Raw genomic sequence first — 24644 nt, 5'->3', positions numbered from 1 at the left:
TTTTCGTTATGATGATTTTGAGTATTATCGCTACGGTTGTTCTGCTCAGCGTTCTGTTTTATCACCGCGTGAGCTTATTCCTCAGCAGTTTAATTTTGCTCGCCTGGACGGCTGCGCTTGGCGTGGCTGGCCTGTGGTCAGTCTGGCTGCTGGTTCCTCTGGCCATTATCCTCGTGCCGTTTAACTTTACGCCGATGCGCAAATCCATGATCTCTGCGCCGGTGTTCCGCGGTTTCCGTAAAGTCATGCCACCGATGTCGCGTACTGAGAAAGAAGCGATTGATGCCGGTACAACCTGGTGGGAAGGTGACCTGTTCCAGGGCAAGCCTGACTGGAAAAAACTGCATAACTATCCTCAACCGCATCTGACCGCTGAAGAACAAGCGTTTATTGATGGTCCAGTGGAAGAAGCGTGCCGCATGGCGAACGACTTCCAGATCACTCACGAACTCGCGGATCTGCCGCCGGAACTGTGGGCATATCTGAAAGAACACCGCTTCTTCGCGATGATCATTAAGAAAGAGTACGGCGGGCTGGAATTCTCAGCATATGCTCAGGCTCGCGTTCTGCAGAAACTCTCCGGCGTTTCCGGGATCCTGGCGATCACCGTTGGCGTACCTAACTCATTAGGCCCAGGCGAACTGCTGCAACATTACGGCACCGAAGAGCAGAAAAATCATTACCTGCCGCGTCTGGCTCGCGGTCAGGAGATCCCATGCTTTGCTCTGACCAGCCCGGAAGCAGGCTCCGACGCAGGGGCGATCCCTGATACCGGCGTGGTTTGTATGGGTGACTGGCAGGGCCAACAGGTGCTGGGTATGCGCCTGACCTGGAACAAACGTTATATTACGCTGGCGCCTATCGCCACGGTACTGGGTTTAGCATTTAAACTCTCCGACCCGGAAAAACTGCTGGGTGGTGAAGAAGATCTCGGCATTACCTGTGCGCTGATCCCAACCTCAACGCCGGGCGTACAAATTGGGCGTCGTCACTTCCCGCTGAACGTGCCGTTCCAGAACGGTCCGACCCTCGGTAAAGATGTGTTTGTACCGATTGATTACATCATCGGTGGTCCGAAAATGGCCGGTCAGGGCTGGCGCATGCTGGTGGAATGTCTGTCTGTGGGACGTGGTATTACCCTGCCGTCTAACTCGACGGGCGGCGTGAAATCAGTCGCAATGGCCACCGGCGCATATGCGCACATTCGTCGCCAGTTCAAAATCTCCATCGGCAAGATGGAAGGTATTGAAGAACCGTTGGCACGTATTGCCGGTAACGCCTACGTGATGGACGCTGCGGCATCACTGATTACCTACGGCATTATGCTGGGTGAAAAACCGGCGGTGCTGTCGGCTATCGTGAAATATCACTGTACCCACCGTGGGCAGCAGTCAATCATCGATGCGATGGATATCACTGGCGGTAAAGGCATTATGCTTGGCGAAAGCAACTTCCTCGCCCGCGCTTATCAAGGTGCGCCAATCGCCATTACCGTTGAAGGTGCCAACATTCTGACCCGTAGCATGATGATCTTCGGTCAGGGTGCGATTCGCTGCCATCCGTATGTTCTGGAAGAGATGGCTGCGGCACAGAGTAACGATGTGAATGCGTTCGACAAGCTGCTGTTCAAACACATCGGTCACGTTGGCAGTAACAAAGTGCGCAGCTTCTGGCTTGGCCTGACACGTGGCTTAACCAGCAGCACGCCAACCGGCGATGCGACCAAACGTTACTATCAGCACCTGAACCGTTTGAGCGCCAACCTGGCCCTGCTTTCAGATGTGTCCATGGCCGTACTGGGCGGTAGTCTGAAGCGCCGTGAACGTATCTCCGCGCGTCTGGGCGATGTGTTAAGCCAGCTGTATCTGGCCTCTGCGGTACTGAAACGTTATGACGATGAAGGCCGTAATGAAGCGGACCTGCCGTTGGTTCACTGGGGCGTTCAGGATGCGTTGTACAAAGCGGAACAGGCGATGGACGATCTGCTGAAAAACTTCCCGAACCGTCTGGTCGCGGGCTTGCTGAACGTGGTTATCTTCCCGACCGGTCGCCACTACGACGCGCCGTCTGACAAGCTGGACCATAAAGTCGCGAAGATTTTGCAGGTTCCGAGTGCTACTCGTTCTCGTATTGGTCGCGGTCAATATCTGACGCCAAGCGAGCATAACCCGGTTGGTTTGCTGGAAGAGGCGCTGCTGGATGTCATTGCAGCCGACCCTATCCACCAGCGGATCTGTAAAGAGTTGGGTAAAAACCTGCCATTTACCCGTCTCGACGAACTGGCGCACAATGCGCTGGCGAAAGGGCTGATTGATAAAGATGAAGCCGCGATTCTGGTGAAAGCCGAAGCGAGTCGCCTGCGCAGTATCAACGTGGATGACTTTGAACCCGAGGAGCTGGCGACTCAGCCGGTAAAGCTGCCAGAGAAAGTGCGTAAAGTCGAAGCCGCATAACGATATACGCACAACGTTTAGCCCCGCTTAATGCGGGGCTTTTTATTGCCACATTTTCATTAATGCTCATGCTACAGTGTCAAAATGTTGTTCAACGAGGAGCCTCGATCGTGCCTGGTTTGAAAATTACTCTGCTGCAACAACCCTTGATCTGGATGGATGGCCCGGCCAACCTGCGCCATTTTGACCGACAACTGGAAACCGTCGCCGGACGTGATGTCATCGTGTTGCCCGAGATGTTTACCAGTGGATTTGCCATGGAAGCGGCAAATAAATCGTTGCCGCAGGAAGAGGTCGTCAGTTGGATGCGCGCCAAGGCGCAACAGACTAACTCCCTGATCGCTGGCAGCGCTGCTATCCAGTCTGAACGCGGCCCGGTAAACCGCTTTTTTCTGGTTGAGCCCGAAGGTAATGTGCATTTCTACGACAAGCGCCATCTGTTCCGCATGGCGGATGAGCATCAGCATTACCAGGCGGGTGACGCGCGCGTTATTGTTGAATGGCGCGGCTGGCGCATTCTGCCATTGGTCTGTTATGACCTGCGTTTTCCGGTATGGTCGCGCAATCGCAACGATTACGACCTGGCGTTGTATGTTGCCAATTGGCCTGCGCCGCGTTCGCTGCACTGGCAGCTTCTGCTTGCCGCACGGGCGATTGAGAACCAGGCTTATGTAGCAGGATGTAACCGCGTGGGCACAGACGGTAACGGCCACCATTATCGCGGTGACAGCCGGGTGATTAATCCGCAGGGTGAGATTATTGCCACCGCCGAGCCGCATCAGGCCACACGCATTGACGCCGAGCTGTCACTCTCAGCGCTGCGCGAGTATCGCGAGAAGTTTCCCGCCTGGCAGGACGCCGACCCGTTTACGCTATAACTATCGCCTTCACTCCCGCTGCACTACGTTTCTTGTGGCGGGATTGTTTCACTCCGTAACCAACCGCAAAACAAATTCGCGTGGCGACATGCGGTGAGCATCGTATTCTGCAAAGGATAATCACTCGTAACCAGCGGGTGGCAGACAATGTCGATAATTTCCTTATCAGGATTTCAATAATGAAGAACTTCTTACGCATGACTTTGCTGGCGACTACCTTAGCGGGCGCTTCTTTTAGTACGCTTGCAGCAAACGTATCCAATGTTCCTGCTCCAGCTCAGGACCCGGTCGTTCAGCATCTTAAGCTGACCAACGACCAGGTGGCGCAGATTAAAAAACTGCACCAGCAGCTTGAAACCAACGTAAGCCAGATTTCGGTGAAAGATGTTAAAGACGGCGCGTTGATTGACGTCATCAAGTCCGGGAAATGGGATGAAGCTGCCGTTCAGAAACAGCTTTCTGCGTTCAGCAACATCGAACAGCAGGCGCGTTATTATCGCGTAAAATACTATTTTGACCTGAACAAAGTGCTGACCCCAGAACAGCGCCAGCAGGTGCAAAAAGATATCGCACAGACGCTGAGCGAGTAATTGTCAGAGCCTGAGTCAGCAATGATTCAGGCTTTTCGGTAAAATTTCCTGCTCAAACAGAAAGCCCTGCACAGCATCTGCGCCGCTCATACGGCAAATGGCATAATCCTGCGGCGTTTCCACCCCTTCAACAACAACCCGCTCTCCCAGCGCGCGAAATTGATTGACCAGAACCCTCAACTGCCACTCCGATGTTCTGAACTGATGAAACATTCCGCTTTCAATTTTGATAGCATCGAAACGGATGCCCGACAGCCGCCAGACAAAAAATAGCTCAGGCGAAACATCATCCAGCCACACGCGAAACCCGTGACGCACCAGCGTTTTTACGGCAATGCATACGGCCTGCTGCTCTGCCTTATCCAGGCGCATCATGGAGCCCGGATCCTGAATTTCAATAACAATCCTCCCCTGATGCACCTGCTTTGTGAGACGCGTGATCCATGACAGACTGGTCAGCATCCTGACGGATAAATTCAGCGAATAGCTTCCAGAGAGGGCCAGCACCCGCTGCATTTGCCATAGAAAAAGCTGCTGTTTTGCCGTGATGGAAAGGTGCTTGAAAAACAGATCCAGTGGGAGCGGTGTGCGTACCTGGCTTAACACCTCACAGACATCCAGCGATGCGTCATCAAAAAAATGAATGCGCTGCAAACGGATCCCGGTGATCCGCAGCAGTTCGGCGTTGCGGGGAAGTTCTGGCACATAACGGGCCTGTTCACTGAATCTGTTCATATCATTCCATTATTTTATTAAAAGGACGTCGTGCATCCTGCAGCCACGGGATACGGCGATCGTTTGGGTATATCAGGCAAAAGCGCGTCGCCAGACGATGCGCCTCGACCAGGTCGCGCTGTTGCAACGCCAGTAAGATTTGCGTGAAGGAGACATTAGGGTCTGGGTGAACGCGCACATAATCAGGTGCCCAGCGGCGAACCGCTTCCAGCCAACGTGCGTCCCGGGTACGCTGATACCGTTGTAGATATCCCATCTGGACATCAAACCGATAGCGACTTGTAAGAAGCCAGCCTCCGACAGGGAGCGGTTCGGCAAGTTGCCACTGCGTTGACTGCCTCTCCGCCAGCGTCAATTGCTGTTGCGTGTGCAGCGTGAGAAGCAGCAATGGCGCGACGGTCAGTAACGAGATAAACCCTGCCGCGCGAATCAGCGACGTCGACGTAAGCGCCAGGCGTATTCCCGTTCGCGCGTTGTCTGCACATCGAAGCAGCAGGATCAACAGCAGCCAGTGTGGCGTTGACTGCCTGACGGGGTATTCCGTCAACATATGAATAACCACCGGCAGTGCCGCCACCAGGCAGGCGCGACGCCAGCAATTACCGTGCAGCCAGAGCCATAAACCACCCGCTATAAAACAGAGTGCCCCTGCCAGCCCAACCAGACCGCCCTCCACCAACCACTGCACAAGTTCGTTGTGCGGATGCGAAATGCTGCCCAGCCCCAATGGCCCCGCGCGTTCGAGAAACACGGCAGCAAAACTGCCCACGCCCCACCCCATCCACGGACGTTCGGCAAATAATGCCAGCGACGTTTTCAACACCGTCCAGCGCACTTGAGAAGTCGTCAGATGATCGACCGTGACCACAGACAAAAAATGGCGGGCCGTGGCCCCTATCGCTACGCCTAACGCCAGCGGCAGTAGAAGCAGCAGCAGCGTGCGCCGTTGCGCCGGGAAAACCGCCAGCAGCAGCACTTCACCGATTACCAGAGACAGGTAGCCGGTTTGCGACTGAGATTCATGCAGCACAAATCCCATCATTACCAGGCCTATCCCAATGGCAATTCGATACCCGCGGTGCAGACGTAAAAAGAGCGGTGCTGACAGCAGCACACCGCATGCCGTGAAGCTGGCTATCAGGTTGACCTGCTGAAATATCCCGTAGGGTCGCGTACCGCGCCGCCAGGCAAACTCCCAGTATTCAACGCCCGGCAAATGCCAGTACTGATAGACAAACGCCAGACATTCAATGACGCACGCTCCCCATAGCAGAGCCAGCAGTGCCGTTAAGGTGTTTGCCGTGAGCGGAATTTGTAATGTGACCAGATAGACGCTCACACCGCCCAGTAACGCCCCCGCCACCAGCAGTGCCTCGGCCTGCCAGACATCAGGCGTTAGCAGGCAAAGCAACGTCAGGATAAACGCCCCGACTGTAAAACCCGCAGCGGGCACAGTGATGCGCCAGCGTTGACGAGGCACCAGCATCAATACGCTTGCAGCCAGTACAACAGCGTAGATCCAGCTCGTAATATTAAGCGGCAACGACAGACCGCTGCCGCCGTTGTTTGGCCAGTAGAGATGCATGACCCCACACCAGAAAAAAAGACTAATACCGAGCAATAATTTCTGCGCAGGCAGCGGCGCAATGCGATTCAGTACGTTCATCATGCTACTGGTAGTTCAACGTCCAGGTCCCGCTGGCGCTGAACGGACCGTATTCGAGAGACTGATTTTTTATCGCCGATGGTTCCGCAGCGACCCACGCCAAGAAATTCAGCGTCATCGAGCCTTCTGTTATCTCTTTGACTGACGTGCTCTCATCAAGGCGGATTGCCGTGCCGTCCTCTTCGCTCATCCCAATCCCGATCCCTGACGCACCGCCTTGTTCACTGCTATCCAGCGCCAGATGATCGGTCAGCTCCGCATCCTCACGACCGCTGAAGGTAACCGAGATCCCACGGAAAACCTCCGGGTTGCAGTCGCGTAACTGGATGCTGAATTTTTCCGGCTTACTGTGCCCCGAGAGATAGAGATCCTGTGTCGCGATTTGCTTGAAATCGACCTCGATTTTGTCGCCTCCCGGTGCAAGGCTGCAGGCCAGGGCTCTGATGGTGCCGTGAAAATACATATCGCCGCCGACCAGTTTGGTGTCGGCCTGCGCCATGCCACCTAGCAGTAACATACTGGTCGCGAATAACGCCGAGAATCTCATGACATCCCCCTACTGAAACTGCGCGACAACGGTGGCAGAGGCTTCAAATTCACCTTCTTTCACACTTCCCACGCCCGGCTTTGCCACCGGTGCGGCGGTGAGATTCCAGTCGCCCTGATTCTGGTAAAACCCCTTCACGTTGTAGAATTGATTGGGCACGACGGTGCCACCACTCTCGTCTTTAAGCATAATGCCGAGATCGTCGCGCTTTTGTCCGCCGCTCAGCGTGCCAAGGAGATTACCGTTAAACCCCGCCGTGCCTGACGCCGTGGTCGTTTGTATACCAAGATTAATGTTCAGCGCACCCTGATCGAAGCTCCCGCCTTCACAGACAACATGTATAGGGACTGACTTGCTGTAGTTAGTGCCGTTGAGCCGGGCAGCGGATCCAGGCAGATCGCCAAACTCAATGCTGATTTTGTCTCCCCGGTTGAAGGTGCATTTGTCCGGGACGGTAATTAGCCCGGATTTAATCACCACGCGAGAAATCGCCGTGGTTGGCGTAGGTCCCGCGCTTCCCATACGCCCGGCCACCTCCACCAGCGACTGGGAAGTGATATTGATGCCATTGATAATGGGTTTAGTGACAATAAACGTCACTTTCCCTTTTGAACCACTTTCAACGTTAGTCGCTCGCGTGTAGCCCTTACGCTTTTTACAGCTGTTGTTGCTGTTGCGGTTTGAAACGTTGGTAAAAGGCGCCTGCACATATTTTTTATAGCCCCCGGCAACCCACACCTGAACTTCCACATCCAGATACTCGTTTAGCCGAAAACGGTTCGCCCCCTGATTTGAAGGCGGCATCGTGGTTGTGGTGGTGTAGTAAATTGGTGCTCGGGAGATGTCAGCCTGTTCGCAATAGAAATTCACCACATACCAACCGCCCAGATTCCATGGGAACGGCTCCGTTCTGCCCCCCACGTGGTTTTTGCTGACATCCAGCGAGCTCAGTTCAATATCGTACTGATGCGGCGACCCACCTTCCGGCTCACCTTCTCCCTGTGTAAATGCCTGCCCGGCCAACGGACAGCCTGCCAGCACCACCCACAACAGCGTGTTACGTAATACACTCATAGATACTCCAGCTTGAGTCTGACCAGACCGTTAAATTCTCCGGCGGTCACCTCTCGCCCAAAAGATTCCAGCGCGGCAAGAAAATGAATGGCGTTATCGCCCGGTTTGAGGATCCACATGCGTTGCGGTTGGTTCAGGTGGATTAACTGGTTACGTTCAGTCAGTAGCCGGATGCCCGCGCCGCGAACATCGCCACGAATACGCCCCAAATCGCTGTTTTCCGGTGCGCCTTCAGCCATTAGCGTCATCGAAACACCACGCTCCACCGTGCTGTGCGCAAGCTCAGGCATCTCACTGGTCTGCCCGGGGAAATTCCTTAAGGTATGACCGGAGCCCTTTAAACAGCCATTCAGATATAGCGTGACCAATACCGGATCGCTGCGATCGCCGCCCTGGCGAAATCGGCTGGCGGAAATATCACCAAGATCGATAGTCTGATCGCGGGAGGCCATATCCAGCACGCACGGCGAAACGAACACCCGACCATGAAAGCGGACGTTGCCATACTCGCCGGACACGTTGCTCATATCCTGGCGACCGCTTGTGGCCTGAACCGAGCAGGCCATGCCCGCCATCAGCAGAGCGCAAAGCATCTTTTTCATTTATGAATCCTGTTACCGGGGCTGTTGCTCCATCGGCAATGCTTTACACACATTGCCTGTGCAGCTGAATTTCAATTCGGGATGACCGCCAAAATCGTTCACATACATCATGCTGAACTGGCTAACGCCGCCGTCGGCCACGCTGAAATCGAGAGAGGACTTTGGTGAAACCATAATCCCAGGGAAGTCAGTCAGCCTGTCGCCGCCCTGCGCTTCAGGCTTGCGGCTTAAGCCGATTAAGGTAACGAAGTACGGCGTTGGGTTATCCACACTCCAGCGCTGCCCCTGCTTATGAAAGACCAGTTGGTTTTGCCACACGGCGCCCGGTGTTTCCGGCACGATGGCGGTCGGACGGTAGAACAGTTTGATGCGCGACTGCATCGCCAGTTGCAGCACGTTCGGCTTATCCGGCTTGGGCGGAATTTCACGCACATTCAGGTAGAACAGACTTTCGCGATCCTGCGGCAGAGCGTTAATACCGCTGGTTTTTGTCACTCGCGCAATGCCCTTTTGCCCGCCGTTAATCCGTTGTAGCGGCGGTAAAACCATCAACGGCGAGGTAATTTTTGTTCCATTGGCGTCTTCCACCCACGACTGAGCCAGAAACGGAATGCTCGGACTGGTGTTGGTTAAGTTCGCACTGACAGATCGCGCATCACCGGTGATAATCAGACGGGTACGGTCAAGTGCAATGCCCGCCCATGAGGCGTTGATCTCTGCAATAAAAAGCAGACCGCAGACCACGGGTTTGAGCCAACGCTGCACGGAGTAAAATGCTTGATTTTTCATGACAAAATTCATTCAGGTTATTGATATTATTCACAAGGCAACAGCACGTTACCTTCCGGGTTGATTTGTTGCGGCACCTGTAAGTGACACTGCGCGCGACCGCCCCAGGCAACAGAAAGACGCTCGGCTGGATTCACACCCGCAATCCAGGCCATGCCGTTTTCCATCACCATGGCGACGCTGACACCGTTGGCGTTAAACACTTCGGCACCAAACGGCGGTACCGAACCATCTTTCAGGCGCAGCAGCGCCATCATTTTTTGCCCCTGCGCCACCGCGAAGCGCTGATAACCAATCGCGCCTTCCGTCAGAGTGTTGGTGACAATGGCTTTAGTCGCGGAAATGTCCTCGTCCATTGCGTCCACATCGATACGGGTATCAAAGCTGTGATAGCTGACGACGTCCGGTACGACGGCAATACCGAAGCGGTTTGAGTGCGCCTGTTCGCCGTTCAGCGGTACATTCGCCACACCGTCGGTATCAACCATCACCCTGGCGGTATTCATCGACGCCTGGCTGTTGTGTAGTGCCGCACCATGACGCGTTGCGGTAAAGCCGCCGCGCATCGTGCCGCCAACGGATAAATAACGTGATTGCTGCCAGCTGACGTTAGATTCCAGTTCCGCCATCATGCTGCGATGCTTGTAGTAGCCATCAAACGCGGTGTTCCCTTCACCGGAAACCCCTGCGCGCAGTCGCCATGGATTGTTACGGTCGCGGTTATCGGAATACGAAACCATCTGACTGGTCTGGCTGCCGCTGTTTTGCACTTCATAATCCATTGAGCGGCCATCGCTCCATGGCACCGAAATGGACAGCGAAAGGCTGTCGTCCCGTTTGCCCTGATACTCAGAGCGGTAAGCGGCAAGGTTGGCGCTGATCCCCTGAATGCCTGCGAACGAAAAGCTGTGTCCCATCGACACCCCGTAACGATCCTGAGAGCCACGATCCCAGTAATTCTGGTGGGTATAGGTCAGGTACAGCGTGGTCGCTAATTGCGGGTCGTCAGCAAAAAAGGTCTTGTTACCGGTGATGGTGTACATCTCTTTTTCGTTGCCGGCGCTGTTGTTATTTTCATACTGCTCGTCGAGGAACTGCGAGAAGGTGCGGAAGTTACGCTGTGAAAAACGGTAACCGGCAAAAGTGATGGCGCTGTTGTATTCATCAAAGGTTTTGGCATAGCTGAGCTTAAAGGACATCCCTTTTTGTTCAGCCTGATGCTTCACCCGGCTCACGGATTGCGTCGCATCAGCCGACAGCGCGCCCAGCCAGCTCAAATCCCGCCCAATCCCCATCGACCAGGCGTTATAGCGATCGCCAGTCAGTAACGCGCCACCGTACAGTGACCACGCATTGCTGACCCCCCATGAAAAATCACCGCTATAAAATGCAGGTCCCTGGACGTCGTGGTTATAACGCGATGGCTTACCGACAGCGGCGTTGTAACGAACATAGCCCGGGCGCGTCAGGTAAGGGATATCTGCCGTATTGACCTGAAAGGTTTGTACGCTGCCATCCTGCTCTTCGACACGAACATCCAGCGTGCCGCGTACCGAGCCGTGTAGATCCTGAATATTAAATGGCCCTGCTGGAACAGTGGTTTGATAGATAACACGCCCCTGCTGACTGACGGTGACCTTCGCATTACTGCGGGCGATGCCGTGCACTTCGGGCGCGTAGCCCTGCAAATTCGGTGGTAGCATGCGCTCGTCGCTGGCGAGGTTAGCCCCGGTAAATCGCACTGAATCAAACACCTGGGAATTCAGATATATTTCACCGACCGTCAGTTTTGCAGCCTGCATCGGTAACGGGCGATAGGCATAGATCTGATCCCAGTCGATACGCCCACGATTTTCATCTGAAGCATAATTGGCCTGATACTGACCACGAAAGCGCCACGCGCCGAGGTTAAAGCCCGTCTGTCCATAACCAGACAGTGAGCGGTAATGATCGCCACCTTGTTCGTAATGTGTGGCCTGGCCCGAAACGCTGTAGTCGAAAATCAGTCCCGCGACGCCGTTATCCCAGCGCTCCGGCGGCGTCCAGTCTGGATCGGTATATTTCATCCATGCCTGAGGCACGGTAATGTCCAGTACGCCTGCGCTATTATTCAGCACCACACCCGGCAGGCGGGAAATGTCATAGCAGGTCGCGCTAATCGGATGAATATAGGTCAGCGCCTCTTCTTTGAGCGCCAGTAATTCGAGCTGTTGCGGCGTCAGGCACGCCATGGATTTATGCGAGTTGGCAGGATCAACGATATAACGGATCGACTGCTGAGGGATCTCCTGGCTGTTAATACGAACATCCAACAGATATTCTCCGGGAGTCACAAAGTTGCCTTCGGAAAAACGCTGTAAATCGACATTTTGTCTGTCACTGGCATCCAGGACGTCAGTATTAAATTCAATAGACTCATCCGCTTCAGCCCATGAAGAGGCACAGACCAGAGCAATTAAAAGCGCCAGACGTTTTTTATCTGTTTTCAGCGTGATCATTTTCGTTCGCAAACCTTCAGATACCCGAATTGCTGTGCAGCTCAGAGATAATTCACAACAAAATGCGTGACTGCAGTAAATTCACCAGACGTCATTCTTCCGTCGCGGGAGATCAAATAAGCCGTAAAATTGAGCGTGTTTTTCCCGGGGTTAAGCGCATAATCCGGTGATGGCTCACCCAAATGAATTTGCTTGCCTTTGCCGTCATATATTTCTATCGCTAAATTTTCAGTTTCCGATTGCACGCTCAGATAATCAGGATTGTCACTATCCGGTGCGCCGGAAAAGGTAATATTGGCGCGTTGGAACAGATTCCCAGGGTGTTGAGAATCCCCTAATGAACATCCCAGCAAATGAATGCTGAAATCATGCGCAGATACTTTTTCAGGTTTTCCGGAAATATCTCTGGCTGAGAGGTCATCAAATTCAACCAGCAGCGACCGGTCACGTGGATCGACATAACAGGCAGCCTCAATAATATTTCCCCGCATGCGCATTTTGCCGGGCGTACTGACAAGACGATGGGTGTCAGCCAAAACCCATGCAGGCGATATGAAGATAAAAAGCAGTAAAATACGCCATCCAGGCATCACCGCATTTCCTTTCAGTTATTCGCAGGAAGGGTTAAGCAGGCGCATAATTGCGCCCGCAGCAGATCGTTACTGATAATCGATCTGGAAATTAACGGTAGATTCGAAGTCACCCGGGGTTACTGCTGCGGATGCATTGTTGGCCTGCAGATAAGCAACGAAATCAATGTCGGTTTCGCCATCGGTAATGTTGACCTGAGATGCGGCTTCGCCCCATTTCACGTCCTGGTTACCACTGTCAATCATACCGATGCCCGCGCCCTTTGCTGTACCCGAGGTAAATGCAGCCAGCGCATTGTTGTCGGTATCAATCGTTGCCGGGGTGTAGGTTACTGTGGCGGTTTTCGCAACAGTTGTATCGCAGCCCTGCAGAACGATTTTGGCATGCTTAACACCAGCACGTTGGTTGTCTTTTAACTGAGAAGTTGGGATCTCACCAAAATTAACCTGCACCGGGCTGGATTCTGGGGCCAGACCGCATGCGGAATTAACCAGAGAACCAGTGAAGTGAATTTTACCGTTAGTCGGTTCAACATTTTTTGCAGCGAAAGCAGAAGATGCAGTAAAAGTCATTCCCGCCATCAGCGCACAAGCCACAGCCACGTTTTTCATTTTCATATTACTACTTAACCTTATATCTGTTTTTTGGTTATTCCGACGATCTATTTCCACAGACAATTTATGCAAGGGAAACCCTGATCTGCTGGTGGCGGAAGCGCATTTCCTTGCAAACAATCCATCTCAAGCCACCCTGTATTTTGAACTTCATTGGTATTCCATCCGAAATACCGCCCACAGTTGTTTACGCTGTTTCGGGGCTTATATTAAGTCGACGAAAAAATGACACAATGCAAAAATCCGGTATTAATCAAACTCAGGGAATCGTGTTGTAACACTGTCTGTAGAGCGATCGTTTACCTAAAAAATAGCCAAAAAACACGACAATACCAGTGTTAATGTCTATTATTTATAATTTTTATAGAGTTTTTATCTATCAACTATTTTTTTATTTAGCCAGAAGAACAGGCAAAATGTATTTATGAATGTTTTGTAAAAATGAAATTGGGCATCAAAAGCGAGTAATGACAATAAGATAGTGAAAGAGAGGAAGGAGATTGGAGGATTCTATTAGATATATTAAGAGATTGTTATATAAATATTAATAAAGCGATCTATGGTGCAATCATTTTTTATAAATGAATTATGTTATGCTATTGCTTCCCCCACTCGAATGCGAGATATCCTGCTTTAAAGGAGACATCAGTGATTTCTCATATACCAATAAACAAAATTAAATCCGTAATTATTGGTGAAGGCTTAGTTTTCAGACCACATAAAAATACCCTAAAAGACCTGGCATCTGGTGAAATGGCCACATTGAATAATGTGGCAACACAATTACTGCTCTATCTGTTGCAAAATGGTAAAGAGATATCCTCGCGCGATGAAATTCTGCGGAATGTTTTCCAGCATAATGGCGCCAGAGCGACGGATGCTAATCTCAATCAGCACATTTCATTTCTGCGCAAAGCAATAACGTCTACGGGCCATCCTGCAGAACTGATCGTCACCATTCCGCGAATAGGATTTCGGATGAGCGACGCCAGTATCAATATTCAGCAACTGGAGGAATCGCAAGCGCCCACCAGAATAGTCAATGTTGCATTGACGCCCAGGAAAAAGAAACGAAACCTGTGGCCTGTCACGATAACAACGTTAATTACCGGCATCGCCGTGCTGGCGACAGCGTGGTTAACATGGATACCCAATGAAATCGCGATGACGGACGCGGCGATCCTGCGGACTATCGACTACGAGCAATGCCGTGTGCATATATTAGGAAACGCCCTCACCGACACCATAACCGAAAAAAAAGCGCTGGATATTTTCAAGTCCGTGGGTATTAACCCCAACTGTTCGTACCCAAAAGATCTGTATCTCAATACCTGGGCGAGCAACCATAATCTGGTTGAGTGGTCGTTTGCCGCTGAATGCGGGCTAAACCTCGGTTATTACCATTGCATCAGCCAGTATCGCCATCATGAGGAATGATATGAAGCAGGAAAGCGATCACTCTCCTTTACTATGGTCAGTCGTGATTGCCATTTTTGGGCTAGCGGCTATCGCTTTTTTTATTATCGCCGGGAATGCGAAAAAACAAGAAATCAGTTTTTCCTGCTCCTCGGAATTCACGTCGATACTCGACATCCAGAATACAAAAAAGGAACTCCACGGAATAATGCTGATAACCAGCTACAACTCCGGACACCTTTCATTGTCAGTCCAGGGGAAACTCAAAAGTGACGACGGCGAGTTCGCTGTTAACCGAAAACTGTTCTTTCGCTATGCCCGTCCACTCGGCCATACCGCAGGCGTTTTTATGCTCACTCCCGATGGTCGGGAAAAATCCCCCGATGATGACGCAACGGACGCTGTCGACTATCTCTTCTTCGACGCTTACGAACGTGCCGACAAGCTGTATATGCTAAAGCACCTGAATGAGGAAACGGTTCTTATTGGCGATAACTTCTCACCCCGCTTCGCCTGCGTGATGAATCACTTCGCGAGTTAATCGCCTTCTGGATATGCGTCGGGTTAAGGATGACCTGATGTGTTGCCCACCCGAAAGCTCGGGCGCGGTCGATAAAGTATGGTAATGAGATTATTATTTTTGGCGGGCTAAAACGACGAAAGCCTGAATCATTTCTGATTCAGGCTTTCTGAATAGTGGCGGAATGGACGGGACTCGAACCCGCGACCCCCTGCGTGACAGGCAGGTATTCTAACCAACTGAACTACCACTCCGCGTTGTGTTCCGCTTGGGAACGAAGCGAATATTACGGATTGCCTCGCGCCTCGTCAACGCTTTTTCTCACGTTTTTAATCGTTTGCTGCAAAAATCACCCGAATGGCCATTTTCATACGGTAAACGTACAAACTATGCCCGCCAGAGGCAACTTCCGCCTTTCTTCTGCACCAGGTCAAGGCGTGACTCATGGGCCGCTAACTCTTCATCAGTAGCGAAAACAACGCGTAGTTTGCTGGACTGTCGCACAATACGCTGGATCCCCGTGTCATTCTGCTGCTGGCTGTCGCCTTCTATTGAGAACGCCATCGTGGTCTGCCCGCCGGTCATCATCAGATAAACGTCGGCCAGAATCTGGGCATCGAGCAATGCGCCGTGCAGGGTTCGTTTACTGTTGTCTATCTCATAGCGCGAGCATAACGCATCAAGGCTGTTTCGCTTGCCAGGAAACATTTTCCTCGCCAGCGCCAGGCTATCGGTTATTTTGCAAAATTCATTCGTCTTCGGAATATCACGCTTGAGCTTCGCGAATTCGTAATCCATAAAGCCGATATCGAACGATGCGTTATGGATGACCAGCTCCGCGCCGCGAATGTAGTCGAGAAACTCGTCGGCTACATCGGCAAACGTAGGTTTATCGAGCAGGAATTCGTCTGCGATTCCGTGTACGCCGAACGCTTCCGGGTCCACCAGCCGATCCGGCTTCAGGTAAACGTGGAAGTTATTGCCGGTCAGGCGGCGGTTCACCACTTCAACCGCACCGATCTCAATGATCTTGTGGCCTTCATAGTGGGCGCCAATCTGGTTCATACCGGTGGTTTCGGTATCGAGGACGATCTGTCGTGTAATTCCAGTGCTCATAACGGTCATTTATGTCAGACTTATCGTTTGATTTCGATTTGCTAAAACAGGAAGTCTACCAGAGATGCTTAAACAGGTAGAAATTTTCACCGATGGTTCTTGCCTGGGAAATCCAGGGCCTGGTGGTTATGGGGCGATTTTACGCTATCGCGGGCGCGAAAAAACCTTTAGCGAGGGCTACAACCTCACCACTAATAATCGCATGGAGCTGATGGCGGCAATCGTTGCGCTGGAAGCCCTGAAAGAACAGTGTGAAGTGATACTCAGCACGGACAGCCAGTATGTGCGTCAAGGCATTACGCAGTGGATCCACAACTGGAAGAAGCGCGGCTGGAAAACAGCAGATAAAAAACCGGTGAAGAACGTCGATCTGTGGAAACGTCTCGATGCCGCGCTGGGGCCGCATCAAATCAAATGGGAATGGGTTAAAGGCCATGCGGGCCATCCGGAAAACGAACGCTGCGATGAGCTTGCGCGCACCGCGGCCATGAGCCCGACTCAGGATGATATTGGGTATCAGACTGAGGCTTAAGCGTCCGGTTTACGGTATTGCCGGGTCGCGCCAACGGCATGACGGATAGGCGTTTTGCTTTTATTTTGTTTCATCGGGTTGAGCGTAAGCGGAATGGTTCGCTTGCGCGCAACCACCAGCTGTAAACAGCCCAGCGCGGGAATATGGGCGCTTAACATTTTCCCGCCCTTCTTGTTCCAGGGCAGAACATGAAAACGACTATAGTGCAGCACTTCAAAATTCAGTAATGATAGCCAGTCCAGTTGACGCATGAGGGTAAACATCCGACTGTTATAGGGCGATGTCTTGCGCAATACGGGCACCAGTTTACGCAATCCCATCAAGCTTACCGGGTTAAAGCCGCTCAGAATCAACCAGCCGTCATCAATCAACACGCGATCGGCTTCACGCAGTAGGCGATGCGGATCAGAGCACCACGGTAACGTATGGGCCAATAAACAGACATCCACGGACTTATCGGCAAAGGGAAGATGCAAAGGATCGGCCGTCACCTGCATGGGAGATCCCTGCAAAGAAACATTTACCTGATGAGAAACCGCGCACGCTTCAGAATCGATTTCTGCGCTTAAATTACCAACCTTAAGCAGATGAAAACCGTACATTTTTGCAAACCACGGGTTAAGCTGATGCTCCAGCGCCTCACGATAGTGTTCGCCCCAGGGCAAATCATCCCAGCTAACGGGCGCTACGACAGTTTGAGGGAGCCTTGCCGGTTTCATCACAACCTTCCGTTACGCATTGAGAGGTAATATATGAATCTTAACAGTATTCCTGCATTTCAGGACAATTACATCTGGGTCCTGTCAAATAATGACCAGCATTGTCTGATTGTGGACCCGGGTGAAGCGGCTCCTGTTTTGAAAGCCATTGCAGAGCATAACTGGGTGCCGGAAGCCATTCTGCTAACCCACCATCATCAGGATCACGTTGGTGGAGTGAAAGAACTCCTGCAACATTTCCCACAAATAGTGGTATACGGACCGGCTGAAACGCAAGATAAGGGAACGACACACGTAGTCGAAGATGGCGATATTGCACTCGTTTTGGGGCATGAATTTAGGGTAATTGCTACTCCTGGTCACACTTTAGGACATATCTGTTACTTTAGCCATCCTTACTTATTTTGTGGTGACACGCTCTTTTCTGGCGGTTGCGGTCGACTTTTCGAAGGTACAGCAACTCAAATGTATCAATCACTTAAAAAAATAAACGAACTTCCTGACGATACATTAATTTGTTGCGCACATGAGTACACATTAGCAAACATGAAGTTTGCCTTAAGCATTCTCCCGCACGATTCGTTCATAAATGAATATTATCGTAAAGTTAATGAGTTACGCGTAAAAAAACAAATGACACTACCCGTAATTCTGAAAAATGAGCGGCGAAATAATCTTTTTTTGAGAACGGAAGATATTGATTTAATTAATGAAATTAACAAAGAAACAATATTGCAACAACCTGAAGAGCGTTTTGCCTGGTTAAGGTCAAAGAAAGATACGTTCTGACAATTCCGGGTTGCCTTTTGAAAACTTCGCCGTTATGATCGGTCGTCTTTTAAGCAACTATTGACACACACATGAAGGCAAAAGCGATATTACTCGCCTCTGTCCTGCTTGTTGGGTGCCAGAATACTGGTAACGTCCAACAACACGCACAGAGCCTTTCTGCAGCTGGTCAAGGGGAAGCAGGAAAGTTTACAAGTCAGGCGCGATGGATGGACGACGGAACATCTATCGCTGCTGATCAAGATTTGTGGGCTTTCATTGGTGACGAGCTAAAGATGGGAATTCCGGAAAACAGCCGGATTCGCGAACAGAAACAGAAGTATTTACGCAATAAGAGCTATCTCCACGATGTAACTTTACGGGCAGAGCCGTATATGTACTGGATAGCCGGGCAGGTTAAGAAACGTAACATGCCTATGGAACTGGTACTACTACCCATAGTGGAGAGCGCTTTTGATCCTCACGCAACGTCTGGCGCCAATGCCGCAGGTATTTGGCAGATCATTCCGAGCACGGGGCGCAATTATGGTTTAAAACAGACCCGCAGTTATGATGCACGTCGCGACGTTGTGGCTTCCACCACCGCCGCGCTGGACATGATGCAGCGTCTGAACAAGATGTTTGATGGCGACTGGCTGCTGACCGTTGCTGCTTATAATAGCGGTGAAGGTCGTGTCATGAAGGCAATCAAAACGAACAAAGCTCGTGGTAAACCCACTGACTTCTGGTCGTTGCCATTGCCTCAGGAAACGAAGCTATACGTGCCTAAAATGCTGGCATTGAGCGATATACTCAAAAACAGCAAACGCTATGGCGTACGTCTGCCAACAACAGACGAAAGCCGCGCGTTGGCACGTGTTCGCCTGAGTAGCCCGGTTGAGATGGCTCAGGTTGCTGATATGGCGGGTATTTCCGTCAGCAAGCTGAAGACCTTCAATGCAGGCGTGAAAGGCTCCACATTGGGTGCCAGCGGCCCGCAATATGTGATGGTGCCAAAGAAGCATGCAGAGAAGCTGCGTGAGTCTCTGGCTTCAGGCGAAATTGCAGCCGTGCAGTCAACGTTGGTCGCGGATAACACGCCGCTGAACAGTCGTAGCTACAAAGTTCGCTCTGGCGATACGCTTTCTGGCGTCGCGTCACGCCTTGGCGTGAGCACCAATGACCTTAAGCAGTGGAATAACCTGCGCGGGTCATCCCTGAAAGTGGGTCAAAACCTGACGGTGGGTGCGGGTACCAGCGCACAGCGTCTGGCGAACAACAGCGATAGCATCACCTATCGTGTGCGTAAAGGCGACTCGCTGTCGAGCATTGCCAAACGTCACGGGGTTAACATCAAAGATGTCATGCGCTGGAACAGCGATACGGACAATCTACAGCCAGGCGATCAGCTCACGTTGTTTGTGAAAAACAACGGTATGCCGGACTCCTGATAGCATTGTAGAAATGAAGGCACTGGATTCCCCCCAGTGCCTTTTTTATTTATCCCGCTTTATGTGCCTCAACCATTATCGTGTCGCTGGTAAACGAGCCATCTTCCTGTAACGCAAAGTAGGCTTTCACGTCTGCAGAAGCACTTTGTTGGTATGCACGAATCGCGTCGCTCAACGCCGCGGGCGTGCGCATCCTCGCGACCCACGAACTGAACTCCAGTGGCAGGCGATCGGTTAACAAAGTATCGGCAATCAAATTGGCATCGTTGATCAACGACAGCCACTCTCCACTGGAATAGTTACGAACGTGCGAGGTATCGCGTAACGCCTCCACGGTTTGCAACCAGATATCACGTACTGGGTGGCCTGGCGACATCACATCCATCACAATTAATACACCACCGGGCTTCAGAACGCGGTTCACTTCCCGCAGCGCGCGTCCGACATCATGCCAGTGATGCGCAGAATAGCGGCTAATCACCACGTCAAATTCGCTATCTTCAAATGGCAGACTTTCGGCATAACCCTGGCGTGTGGCGACATTCTCCAGGCCTCTGTCATTTGCCGCCTCAGCGACCACCTCAAGCATCTGCGACGATAAATCATAAGCCACAACCTGCTTTACGTGTTGCGCGGCTACAAAGCTGGCATGCCCCGCTCCACATCCCATATCCAACACACGGGCCTGCGGAAATGCCGACAACCTTTCCCCCAGACGCAGCAAGTCACGGCCAGAGGCGTGCACCGCACTGGTTAAATAGGCATTAGCCTGAGAGCCAAACTGTTTTTCGACGTTGTCATGGTGAGAGCGTGTTGTCATTGTGTTGTCCTTCGGTTGTTGTGAAATAGGAAGGGCAACCATCACAGGCCTGCCCTACGGCAGACCTGACACACCGTTATTGTTCAGGTTTGCCGGGACTGAATTCAACGAGTAGCGGGTTGTGATCGGATGCACGGGTGACCAGCACAGAGGCTTCACTCACGTTCAGACCACGATAGAACACAAAATCGAGAGGGCGACCAAACGCGCGTCGGCGCTGATCGTCAGTAAAACGTACCTGGCGCAGCGACATTTCACGCGCAAAGCGGTACAGCGCATTCATCCGTCGACGGCTCCAGGCATTGAAATCGCCGGCCATAATAACCGGACCGCTGTGATGAGCGATCTGATCGCCAATGGGAAGTAACTGCTTACTATAAACATCGACGCCGAGGCTAAAGTTAACCGCGTGGATATTCACCACCATTAATAATCGAGAGTCAGGCAGCGGATACACCGTTACCAGAGCCGATTTCGCCAGCCGTAAAATAGGCTCACGCTCGCGCAATGGACAACAGTAAACAGGATGAGCAGCAGAGAGCGTCATGACGCCAGAGGGATGCTGAGGCAGCACAAAGGCAGGAACCTGATCGGCAGCAAGGTAGTTAGCGGTCGCAAACTGCACCAGTTCTGGCGTGGTTTGCGCTTCCTGTAATAATACCAGATGCGCATCTTTGCCAAAATTCTTCAGCACCGACTGCCATTCTGCGCGCTGCTGTTTAAAAATATTCCATACCAGCACGCGAATGCGGTCTTCACTACTTAACGGAACGCCTGCGGGTAATGCCTGGCCAATATGCGCAAACGACCCCGGCGGTAAAATCCGCTCGGCGGGTTGTCCGGCAACATAACGCATGGCATAGGTGTTTTTTCGCACTTTAGACTTTCAAACCTCTGTAACGTCAACCAGTCCGCAGCCGGACTGGTTCTTCTGTTATAGGGATTTTAGCACTCACTTTCAACGAACAATTGCAGTTTGTTTTGTAAGTGGGCGCTTACATCAATGATTTACCCCAGAGCAACACGCACGGGTTTATCAAGACGACCGCTGACACCCATCAGCAGGAAAGCTACCAGAACAATGAGGCCGCCAATCCACGGCGTCTGCGCTAAACCATAATGCTCGACCGTTTGCCCGCCAATCACTGACCCCAGCGCAATCCCAATGTTAAACGCCGCAATGTTTAGCCCTGACGCCACATCTACAGCATTAGGCGTAAATTGCTCCGCTTTCTGTACCACATAGACCTGCAATCCCGGTACGTTACCAAAGGCAAAGATCCCCATCACCAGAATGGTAGCCAGCGCGGCGTACTGCGTGGAGGCCGTCAGTTGGAAGACCATCAGCAGAACAAACAGCGCGGCGAAAATGAATTTCAGCGCCGGAACCGCACCATGTTTATCCGCCAGCTTACCGCCCCAGATATTACCGATAGCCACTGAAACACCGTAACCCAGTAAGATCCAGCTTACTGCTGCCGGGGAGAACCCCGCCAGATCCTGCATCATCGGTGCAAGGAAGGTGAATGCCGTGAATACACCGCCGTAGCCCAGTGCCGTAACGGCGTAAATCAGCAACAGACGGGGATGAGTCAGCACCTTCACCTGGTCGCGAATGCTGGCGGCAGCACGACCGGGAATGTTGGCAGGGATCAGTAACTGGCTACTGATCAGTGCAATCACGCCTAACATTGATACCGCGAGGAAAGTCTCACGCCAGCCAAAGTGCTGACCGATAAATGTTCCCAGCGGCACGCCGGTGACCAGCGCCACCGTTAAGCCACCAAACATAATGGCAATGGCAGAAGCTGCTTTCTCTTTTGGCACCAGACTTGTCGCGATGGTAGAACCAATCGAGAAGAATACGCCGTGTGCCAGCCCAGTCAGCAGACGAGCAACAATGAGTGTCATATACCCGGGTGCCTGCCATGCCAGCAAATTCCCCGCCGTAAACAGAACCATCAGCGCAACCAGTAACTGTTTACGTGGCAGGCGTCCGGTCAGAGCGGTCAGTACCGGTGCGCCAATTGCCACACCCAGCGCATAGATTGAAACCAGCATCCCGGCGGAAGGTAACGAGATCGCCAGCTGTTGAGCGATGGTCGGCACCAGACCAACAATCACAAACTCGGTAGTGCCTATAGCGAAGGCACTTATTGTTAGTGCAAATAAAGCGAGAGGCATAAATAACTCCGTAACATCAGTAATCAGATGACACGCAGTATGCCTGGATGTTTTAATGACAAAAATATTCAAAATCTCAATATAATTTTGCGTCAGGTGCAAAAATGAAAGCAACCTCCGAAGAACTTGCAATTTTTGTGGCGGTAGTGGAAAGCGGCAGCTTTAGCCGGGCGGCAGAACAGCTTGGACAAGCCAATTCTGCGGTCAGCCGGGCAGTAAAAAAGCTGGAGATGAAACTGGGCGTCAGTTTGCTTAATCGCACGACCCGACAGCTAAGCCTGACCGAAGAAGGAGAGCGCTACTTCAGGCGGGTGCAGCAGATACTGCAAGAGATGGCTGCAGCAGAAACTGAAATCATGGAGTCGCGTAATACTCCGCGCGGCCTGCTGCGCATCGACGCAGCAACACCGGTGATGTTGCATTTCCTGATGCCACTAATCAAGCCGTTCCGGGAACGGTATCCCGAGATGACGTTGTCTCTCGTCTCCTCAGAAACGTTCATCAATCTTATTGAACGAAAAGTGGATGTTGCTATACGAGCGGGTACACTGACTGACTCGAGTCTACGTGCGCGTCCGCTATTTACCAGCTATCGTAAGATTATTGCCTCACCGGACTACATTGCCCGTTTTGGCAAGCCAGAGAGCGTCGAGGAGTTAAACCAGCATCTGTGTCTGGGGTTTTCCGAACCAGTTTCACTCAATACCTGGCCGATTGCCTGTAGCGACGGACAGCTGCATGAGGTCGAGTGCGGAATTTCTTCCAACAGTGGAGAAACGCTAAAACAGCTTTGCCTGAATGGCAACGGCATCGCATGTCTTTCAGATTATATGATAGATAAAGAGATCGCGCGGGGTGAACTGGTGGAGTTATTGGCAGATAAACGTCTGCCGGTAGAGATGCCTTTTAGCGCAGTTTATTACAGCGATCGTGCCGTCAGTACGCGCATCCGGGCATTTATCGACTTTTTAAGTGAATATATAAGAACAGCTCCCGAAGGAGCTGTGAAAGAGGGTTAATGGGTACAGAGGGTCAGGCAATTAATCCCAATCAGGGGCCAGGCCTTCCGGGCTGACCAGACGATCGTTGCAGTCCAGTACCGCGATCGCTTTTTTATCTTCAGCATCCAGATGCAGTTCCAGCGCCAGCAGGTTGCTTGCCAGGTTTTCACGTTTGGTAGAAGAAGGAATTACGGAGTAACCTTCCCCCATTGCCCATGCCAGAATAACCTGCGCCGGGGTCGCGTTATGTTTAGCGGCAATGTGCGCAATCACTTCATCTTTCAGCGCTTTACCGTAAGCCAGCGTCATGTAAGAGGTGATGTGGATACCGTGTGCTTTCGCCCAGTCAACCACCTTACGGCTCTGCAGATACGGAGACAGCTCAATCTGATTGGTCGCAATGTTCTCTGCACCTACTGCGGCAATGGCTTTTTCCATCAGCGGAATGGTGAAGTTTGAGATACCAATTTCGCGAGTCAGCCCCTGCTGTTTTGCTTCGAGCAGCGCCTGCATGAATTCCTCAACAGATACCGCATCACCTGGAGATGGCCAGTGGATCAGCGTCAGATCGACATAATCTGTACGCAGCTTCTTCAGGCTTTCTTTCAGACTTGGGATCAGTTTTTCTTTGCTGAGATTTTCAATCCAAATCTTGGTGGTGATATACAGCTCGTTACGCGGTACGCCGCTTTCGGCAATCACCTGACCAACAGCCGCTTCATTATCATAGATTTGTGCAGTGTCGACAGCACGGTAGCCTAGCTCAAGCGCCGTTTTAACAGAAGCGATAACCACGTCGTCTTTCAGGCGGAAAGTACCTAAACCGAATGCAGGGATAGTCATAGAATTCCTCTTTTTAATCACTATGTTCGTTAACTGAGAGGATTATGAGCTTAAGCTCTTTATAGAAAAAGAGTGAAAAATGCAGAGGATTTTTGCGGATTCAGCAATAATTAAATTGCAGACAAAGAAAAAGCCCTGAGCGTTAGCTCAGGGCTCTTAATAAGTGGCGGAACGGACGGGACTCGAACCCGCGACCCCCTGCGTGACAGGCAGGTATTCTAACCAACTGAACTACCG

General features: G+C 51.8%; 24 protein-coding genes and 1 tRNA gene. 9 read left to right on the top strand and 16 right to left on the bottom strand.

The window, feature by feature from the left end:
• Positions 1-8 precede the first annotated feature (8 nt).
• The 3 genes from fadE to OGY09_RS05855 all read left to right on the top strand — a co-directional run bounded on the left by fadE (position 9) and on the right by OGY09_RS05855 (position 3921).
• Complete coding sequence (fadE, locus tag OGY09_RS05865) at positions 9-2453, top strand: acyl-CoA dehydrogenase FadE (protein ID WP_003830821.1); 2445 nt, start codon at positions 9-11, stop codon at positions 2451-2453.
• A gap of 110 nt (positions 2454-2563) precedes the next feature.
• The gene (locus OGY09_RS05860) at positions 2564-3331 is read left to right on the top strand and encodes an amidohydrolase (RefSeq protein ID WP_048214872.1); all 768 of its coding nucleotides are present in this window, start codon (positions 2564-2566) and stop codon (positions 3329-3331) included.
• A 179-nt stretch (positions 3332-3510) separates the two neighbouring features.
• Positions 3511-3921 carry a Spy/CpxP family protein refolding chaperone gene (locus OGY09_RS05855; RefSeq protein WP_195995129.1) on the top strand — a complete coding sequence of 137 codons (411 nt, stop codon included), beginning with the start codon at positions 3511-3513 and terminating at the stop codon, positions 3919-3921.
• Positions 3922-3936: 15 nt separating this feature from the next.
• Here the strand turns inward: OGY09_RS05855 and OGY09_RS05850 are convergent, their stop codons facing one another.
• The 9 genes from OGY09_RS05850 to OGY09_RS05810 all read right to left on the bottom strand — a co-directional run bounded on the left by OGY09_RS05850 (position 3937) and on the right by OGY09_RS05810 (position 13040).
• Positions 3937-4656 (bottom strand): EAL domain-containing protein, encoded by a 720-nt coding sequence (locus tag OGY09_RS05850; protein ID WP_275399194.1) that lies wholly within the window; start codon positions 4654-4656, stop codon positions 3937-3939.
• Position 4657: 1 nt separating this feature from the next.
• Complete coding sequence (locus tag OGY09_RS05845) at positions 4658-6325, bottom strand: O-antigen ligase family protein (RefSeq protein WP_275399195.1); 1668 nt, start codon at positions 6323-6325, stop codon at positions 4658-4660.
• A 1-nt stretch (position 6326) separates the two neighbouring features.
• Positions 6327-6869 carry a fimbrial protein gene (locus tag OGY09_RS05840; RefSeq protein WP_275399196.1) on the bottom strand — a complete coding sequence of 181 codons (543 nt, stop codon included), beginning with the start codon at positions 6867-6869 and terminating at the stop codon, positions 6327-6329.
• Positions 6870-6878: 9 nt separating this feature from the next.
• Positions 6879-7943, bottom strand: coding sequence for a fimbrial protein (locus OGY09_RS05835; protein WP_125363544.1), 1065 nt, complete (start codon positions 7941-7943; stop codon positions 6879-6881).
• Positions 7940-8545 carry a fimbrial protein gene (locus OGY09_RS05830; RefSeq protein ID WP_267454817.1) on the bottom strand — a complete coding sequence of 202 codons (606 nt, stop codon included), beginning with the start codon at positions 8543-8545 and terminating at the stop codon, positions 7940-7942. The genes OGY09_RS05835 and OGY09_RS05830 overlap by 4 nt, the downstream gene beginning before the upstream one ends.
• 12 nt (positions 8546-8557) lie before the next feature.
• Positions 8558-9334 (bottom strand): fimbrial biogenesis chaperone, encoded by a 777-nt coding sequence (locus tag OGY09_RS05825; RefSeq protein ID WP_406585002.1) that lies wholly within the window; start codon positions 9332-9334, stop codon positions 8558-8560.
• A gap of 26 nt (positions 9335-9360) precedes the next feature.
• Complete coding sequence (locus OGY09_RS05820) at positions 9361-11832, bottom strand: fimbria/pilus outer membrane usher protein (RefSeq protein WP_275399197.1); 2472 nt, start codon at positions 11830-11832, stop codon at positions 9361-9363.
• 41 nt (positions 11833-11873) lie between these two features.
• Positions 11874-12422 (bottom strand): fimbrial protein, encoded by a 549-nt coding sequence (locus tag OGY09_RS05815; RefSeq protein WP_020996612.1) that lies wholly within the window; start codon positions 12420-12422, stop codon positions 11874-11876.
• 69 nt (positions 12423-12491) lie between these two features.
• Complete coding sequence (locus OGY09_RS05810; protein WP_003830808.1) at positions 12492-13040, bottom strand: fimbrial protein; 549 nt, start codon at positions 13038-13040, stop codon at positions 12492-12494.
• A 750-nt stretch (positions 13041-13790) separates the two neighbouring features.
• On the opposite strand from OGY09_RS05810, the gene OGY09_RS05805 reads away from it, so the two are divergent.
• Together OGY09_RS05805 and OGY09_RS05800 are read left to right on the top strand one after the other, a co-directional pair.
• Complete coding sequence (locus OGY09_RS05805; protein WP_008783775.1) at positions 13791-14474, top strand: winged helix-turn-helix domain-containing protein; 684 nt, start codon at positions 13791-13793, stop codon at positions 14472-14474.
• 1 nt (position 14475) lies between these two features.
• Positions 14476-14994: a FidL-like protein gene (locus OGY09_RS05800; protein ID WP_003830806.1), complete on the top strand. Its 519-nt coding sequence runs from the start codon at positions 14476-14478 to the stop codon at positions 14992-14994.
• 156 nt (positions 14995-15150) lie between these two features.
• On the opposite strand, the gene OGY09_RS05795 is transcribed toward OGY09_RS05800, so the two are convergent.
• Positions 15151-15227: transfer RNA gene (locus OGY09_RS05795), tRNA-Asp, on the bottom strand.
• A 133-nt stretch (positions 15228-15360) separates the two neighbouring features.
• Complete coding sequence (gene dnaQ / locus OGY09_RS05790) at positions 15361-16089, bottom strand: DNA polymerase III subunit epsilon (protein ID WP_100247263.1); 729 nt, start codon at positions 16087-16089, stop codon at positions 15361-15363.
• A 64-nt stretch (positions 16090-16153) separates the two neighbouring features.
• On the opposite strand from dnaQ, the gene rnhA reads away from it, so the two are divergent.
• Positions 16154-16621, top strand: coding sequence for a ribonuclease HI (gene rnhA / locus OGY09_RS05785; protein ID WP_003838896.1), 468 nt, complete (start codon positions 16154-16156; stop codon positions 16619-16621).
• Here rnhA and OGY09_RS05780 read toward each other — a convergent pair.
• Positions 16618-17340, bottom strand: coding sequence for a class I SAM-dependent methyltransferase (locus OGY09_RS05780; protein ID WP_032942417.1), 723 nt, complete (start codon positions 17338-17340; stop codon positions 16618-16620). The genes rnhA and OGY09_RS05780 overlap by 4 nt on opposite strands.
• A 33-nt stretch (positions 17341-17373) precedes the next feature.
• On the opposite strand from OGY09_RS05780, the gene gloB reads away from it, so the two are divergent.
• Both gloB and mltD read left to right on the top strand, forming a co-directional pair.
• Positions 17374-18129: a hydroxyacylglutathione hydrolase gene (gene gloB, locus OGY09_RS05775; protein ID WP_008783773.1), complete on the top strand. Its 756-nt coding sequence runs from the start codon at positions 17374-17376 to the stop codon at positions 18127-18129.
• Positions 18130-18200: 71 nt separating this feature from the next.
• Positions 18201-19559 carry a murein transglycosylase D gene (gene mltD / locus OGY09_RS05770; protein WP_032942416.1) on the top strand — a complete coding sequence of 453 codons (1359 nt, stop codon included), beginning with the start codon at positions 18201-18203 and terminating at the stop codon, positions 19557-19559.
• 49 nt (positions 19560-19608) lie between these two features.
• On the opposite strand, the gene OGY09_RS05765 is transcribed toward mltD, so the two are convergent.
• From OGY09_RS05765 to OGY09_RS05755, 3 genes are all read right to left on the bottom strand, one after another.
• The gene (locus tag OGY09_RS05765; RefSeq protein ID WP_032942414.1) at positions 19609-20379 is read right to left on the bottom strand and encodes a class I SAM-dependent methyltransferase; all 771 of its coding nucleotides are present in this window, start codon (positions 20377-20379) and stop codon (positions 19609-19611) included.
• A 76-nt stretch (positions 20380-20455) separates the two neighbouring features.
• Complete coding sequence (locus OGY09_RS05760) at positions 20456-21256, bottom strand: endonuclease/exonuclease/phosphatase family protein (RefSeq protein ID WP_008783770.1); 801 nt, start codon at positions 21254-21256, stop codon at positions 20456-20458.
• A gap of 131 nt (positions 21257-21387) precedes the next feature.
• Positions 21388-22563: an MFS transporter gene (locus tag OGY09_RS05755; protein ID WP_032944308.1), complete on the bottom strand. Its 1176-nt coding sequence runs from the start codon at positions 22561-22563 to the stop codon at positions 21388-21390.
• Positions 22564-22667: 104 nt separating this feature from the next.
• Between OGY09_RS05755 and yafC the strand changes: the two genes are divergently transcribed.
• A complete protein-coding gene (gene yafC, locus OGY09_RS05750; RefSeq protein ID WP_008783768.1) occupies positions 22668-23582 on the top strand; it encodes a DNA-binding transcriptional regulator YafC in 915 nt (304 codons plus the stop codon).
• Between the two features lie 21 nt (positions 23583-23603).
• Here the strand turns inward: yafC and dkgB are convergent, their stop codons facing one another.
• Positions 23604-24407 carry a 2,5-didehydrogluconate reductase DkgB gene (gene dkgB / locus OGY09_RS05745; RefSeq protein WP_032942413.1) on the bottom strand — a complete coding sequence of 268 codons (804 nt, stop codon included), beginning with the start codon at positions 24405-24407 and terminating at the stop codon, positions 23604-23606.
• Positions 24408-24644 lie beyond the last annotated feature (237 nt).

This window comes from Citrobacter sp. Cpo071 (assembly GCF_030332765.1).
GTDB classification, from domain to species: domain Bacteria; phylum Pseudomonadota; class Gammaproteobacteria; order Enterobacterales; family Enterobacteriaceae; genus Citrobacter; species Citrobacter portucalensis.
This window is presented reverse-complemented; position numbering and strand designations above follow the sequence as displayed.

Excerpts from the sequence above, each read along its gene's own strand:
- fadE (WP_003830821.1), top strand. The coding sequence starts at position 9 with ATGATGATTTTGAGTATTATCGCTACGGTTGTTCTGCTCAGCGTTCTG.
- OGY09_RS05855 (WP_195995129.1), top strand. The coding sequence starts at position 3,511 with ATGAAGAACTTCTTACGCATGACTTTGCTGGCGACTACCTTAGCGGGC.
- OGY09_RS05850 (WP_275399194.1), bottom strand. The coding sequence starts at position 4,656 with ATGAACAGATTCAGTGAACAGGCCCGTTATGTGCCAGAACTTCCCCGC.
- OGY09_RS05845 (WP_275399195.1), bottom strand. The coding sequence starts at position 6,325 with ATGATGAACGTACTGAATCGCATTGCGCCGCTGCCTGCGCAGAAATTA.
- OGY09_RS05840 (WP_275399196.1), bottom strand. The coding sequence starts at position 6,869 with ATGAGATTCTCGGCGTTATTCGCGACCAGTATGTTACTGCTAGGTGGC.
- OGY09_RS05835 (WP_125363544.1), bottom strand. The coding sequence starts at position 7,943 with ATGAGTGTATTACGTAACACGCTGTTGTGGGTGGTGCTGGCAGGCTGT.
- OGY09_RS05830 (WP_267454817.1), bottom strand. The coding sequence starts at position 8,545 with ATGAAAAAGATGCTTTGCGCTCTGCTGATGGCGGGCATGGCCTGCTCG.
- OGY09_RS05825 (WP_406585002.1), bottom strand. The coding sequence starts at position 9,334 with ATGAAAAATCAAGCATTTTACTCCGTGCAGCGTTGGCTCAAACCCGTG.
- OGY09_RS05820 (WP_275399197.1), bottom strand. The coding sequence starts at position 11,832 with ATGATCACGCTGAAAACAGATAAAAAACGTCTGGCGCTTTTAATTGCT.
- OGY09_RS05815 (WP_020996612.1), bottom strand. The coding sequence starts at position 12,422 with ATGCCTGGATGGCGTATTTTACTGCTTTTTATCTTCATATCGCCTGCA.
- OGY09_RS05810 (WP_003830808.1), bottom strand. The coding sequence starts at position 13,040 with ATGAAAATGAAAAACGTGGCTGTGGCTTGTGCGCTGATGGCGGGAATG.
- OGY09_RS05805 (WP_008783775.1), top strand. The coding sequence starts at position 13,791 with ATGGCCACATTGAATAATGTGGCAACACAATTACTGCTCTATCTGTTG.
- OGY09_RS05800 (WP_003830806.1), top strand. The coding sequence starts at position 14,476 with ATGAAGCAGGAAAGCGATCACTCTCCTTTACTATGGTCAGTCGTGATT.
- dnaQ (WP_100247263.1), bottom strand. The coding sequence starts at position 16,089 with ATGAGCACTGGAATTACACGACAGATCGTCCTCGATACCGAAACCACC.
- rnhA (WP_003838896.1), top strand. The coding sequence starts at position 16,154 with ATGCTTAAACAGGTAGAAATTTTCACCGATGGTTCTTGCCTGGGAAAT.
- OGY09_RS05780 (WP_032942417.1), bottom strand. The coding sequence starts at position 17,340 with ATGAAACCGGCAAGGCTCCCTCAAACTGTCGTAGCGCCCGTTAGCTGG.
- gloB (WP_008783773.1), top strand. The coding sequence starts at position 17,374 with ATGAATCTTAACAGTATTCCTGCATTTCAGGACAATTACATCTGGGTC.
- mltD (WP_032942416.1), top strand. The coding sequence starts at position 18,201 with ATGAAGGCAAAAGCGATATTACTCGCCTCTGTCCTGCTTGTTGGGTGC.
- OGY09_RS05765 (WP_032942414.1), bottom strand. The coding sequence starts at position 20,379 with ATGACAACACGCTCTCACCATGACAACGTCGAAAAACAGTTTGGCTCT.
- OGY09_RS05755 (WP_032944308.1), bottom strand. The coding sequence starts at position 22,563 with ATGCCTCTCGCTTTATTTGCACTAACAATAAGTGCCTTCGCTATAGGC.
- yafC (WP_008783768.1), top strand. The coding sequence starts at position 22,668 with ATGAAAGCAACCTCCGAAGAACTTGCAATTTTTGTGGCGGTAGTGGAA.
- dkgB (WP_032942413.1), bottom strand. The coding sequence starts at position 24,407 with ATGACTATCCCTGCATTCGGTTTAGGTACTTTCCGCCTGAAAGACGAC.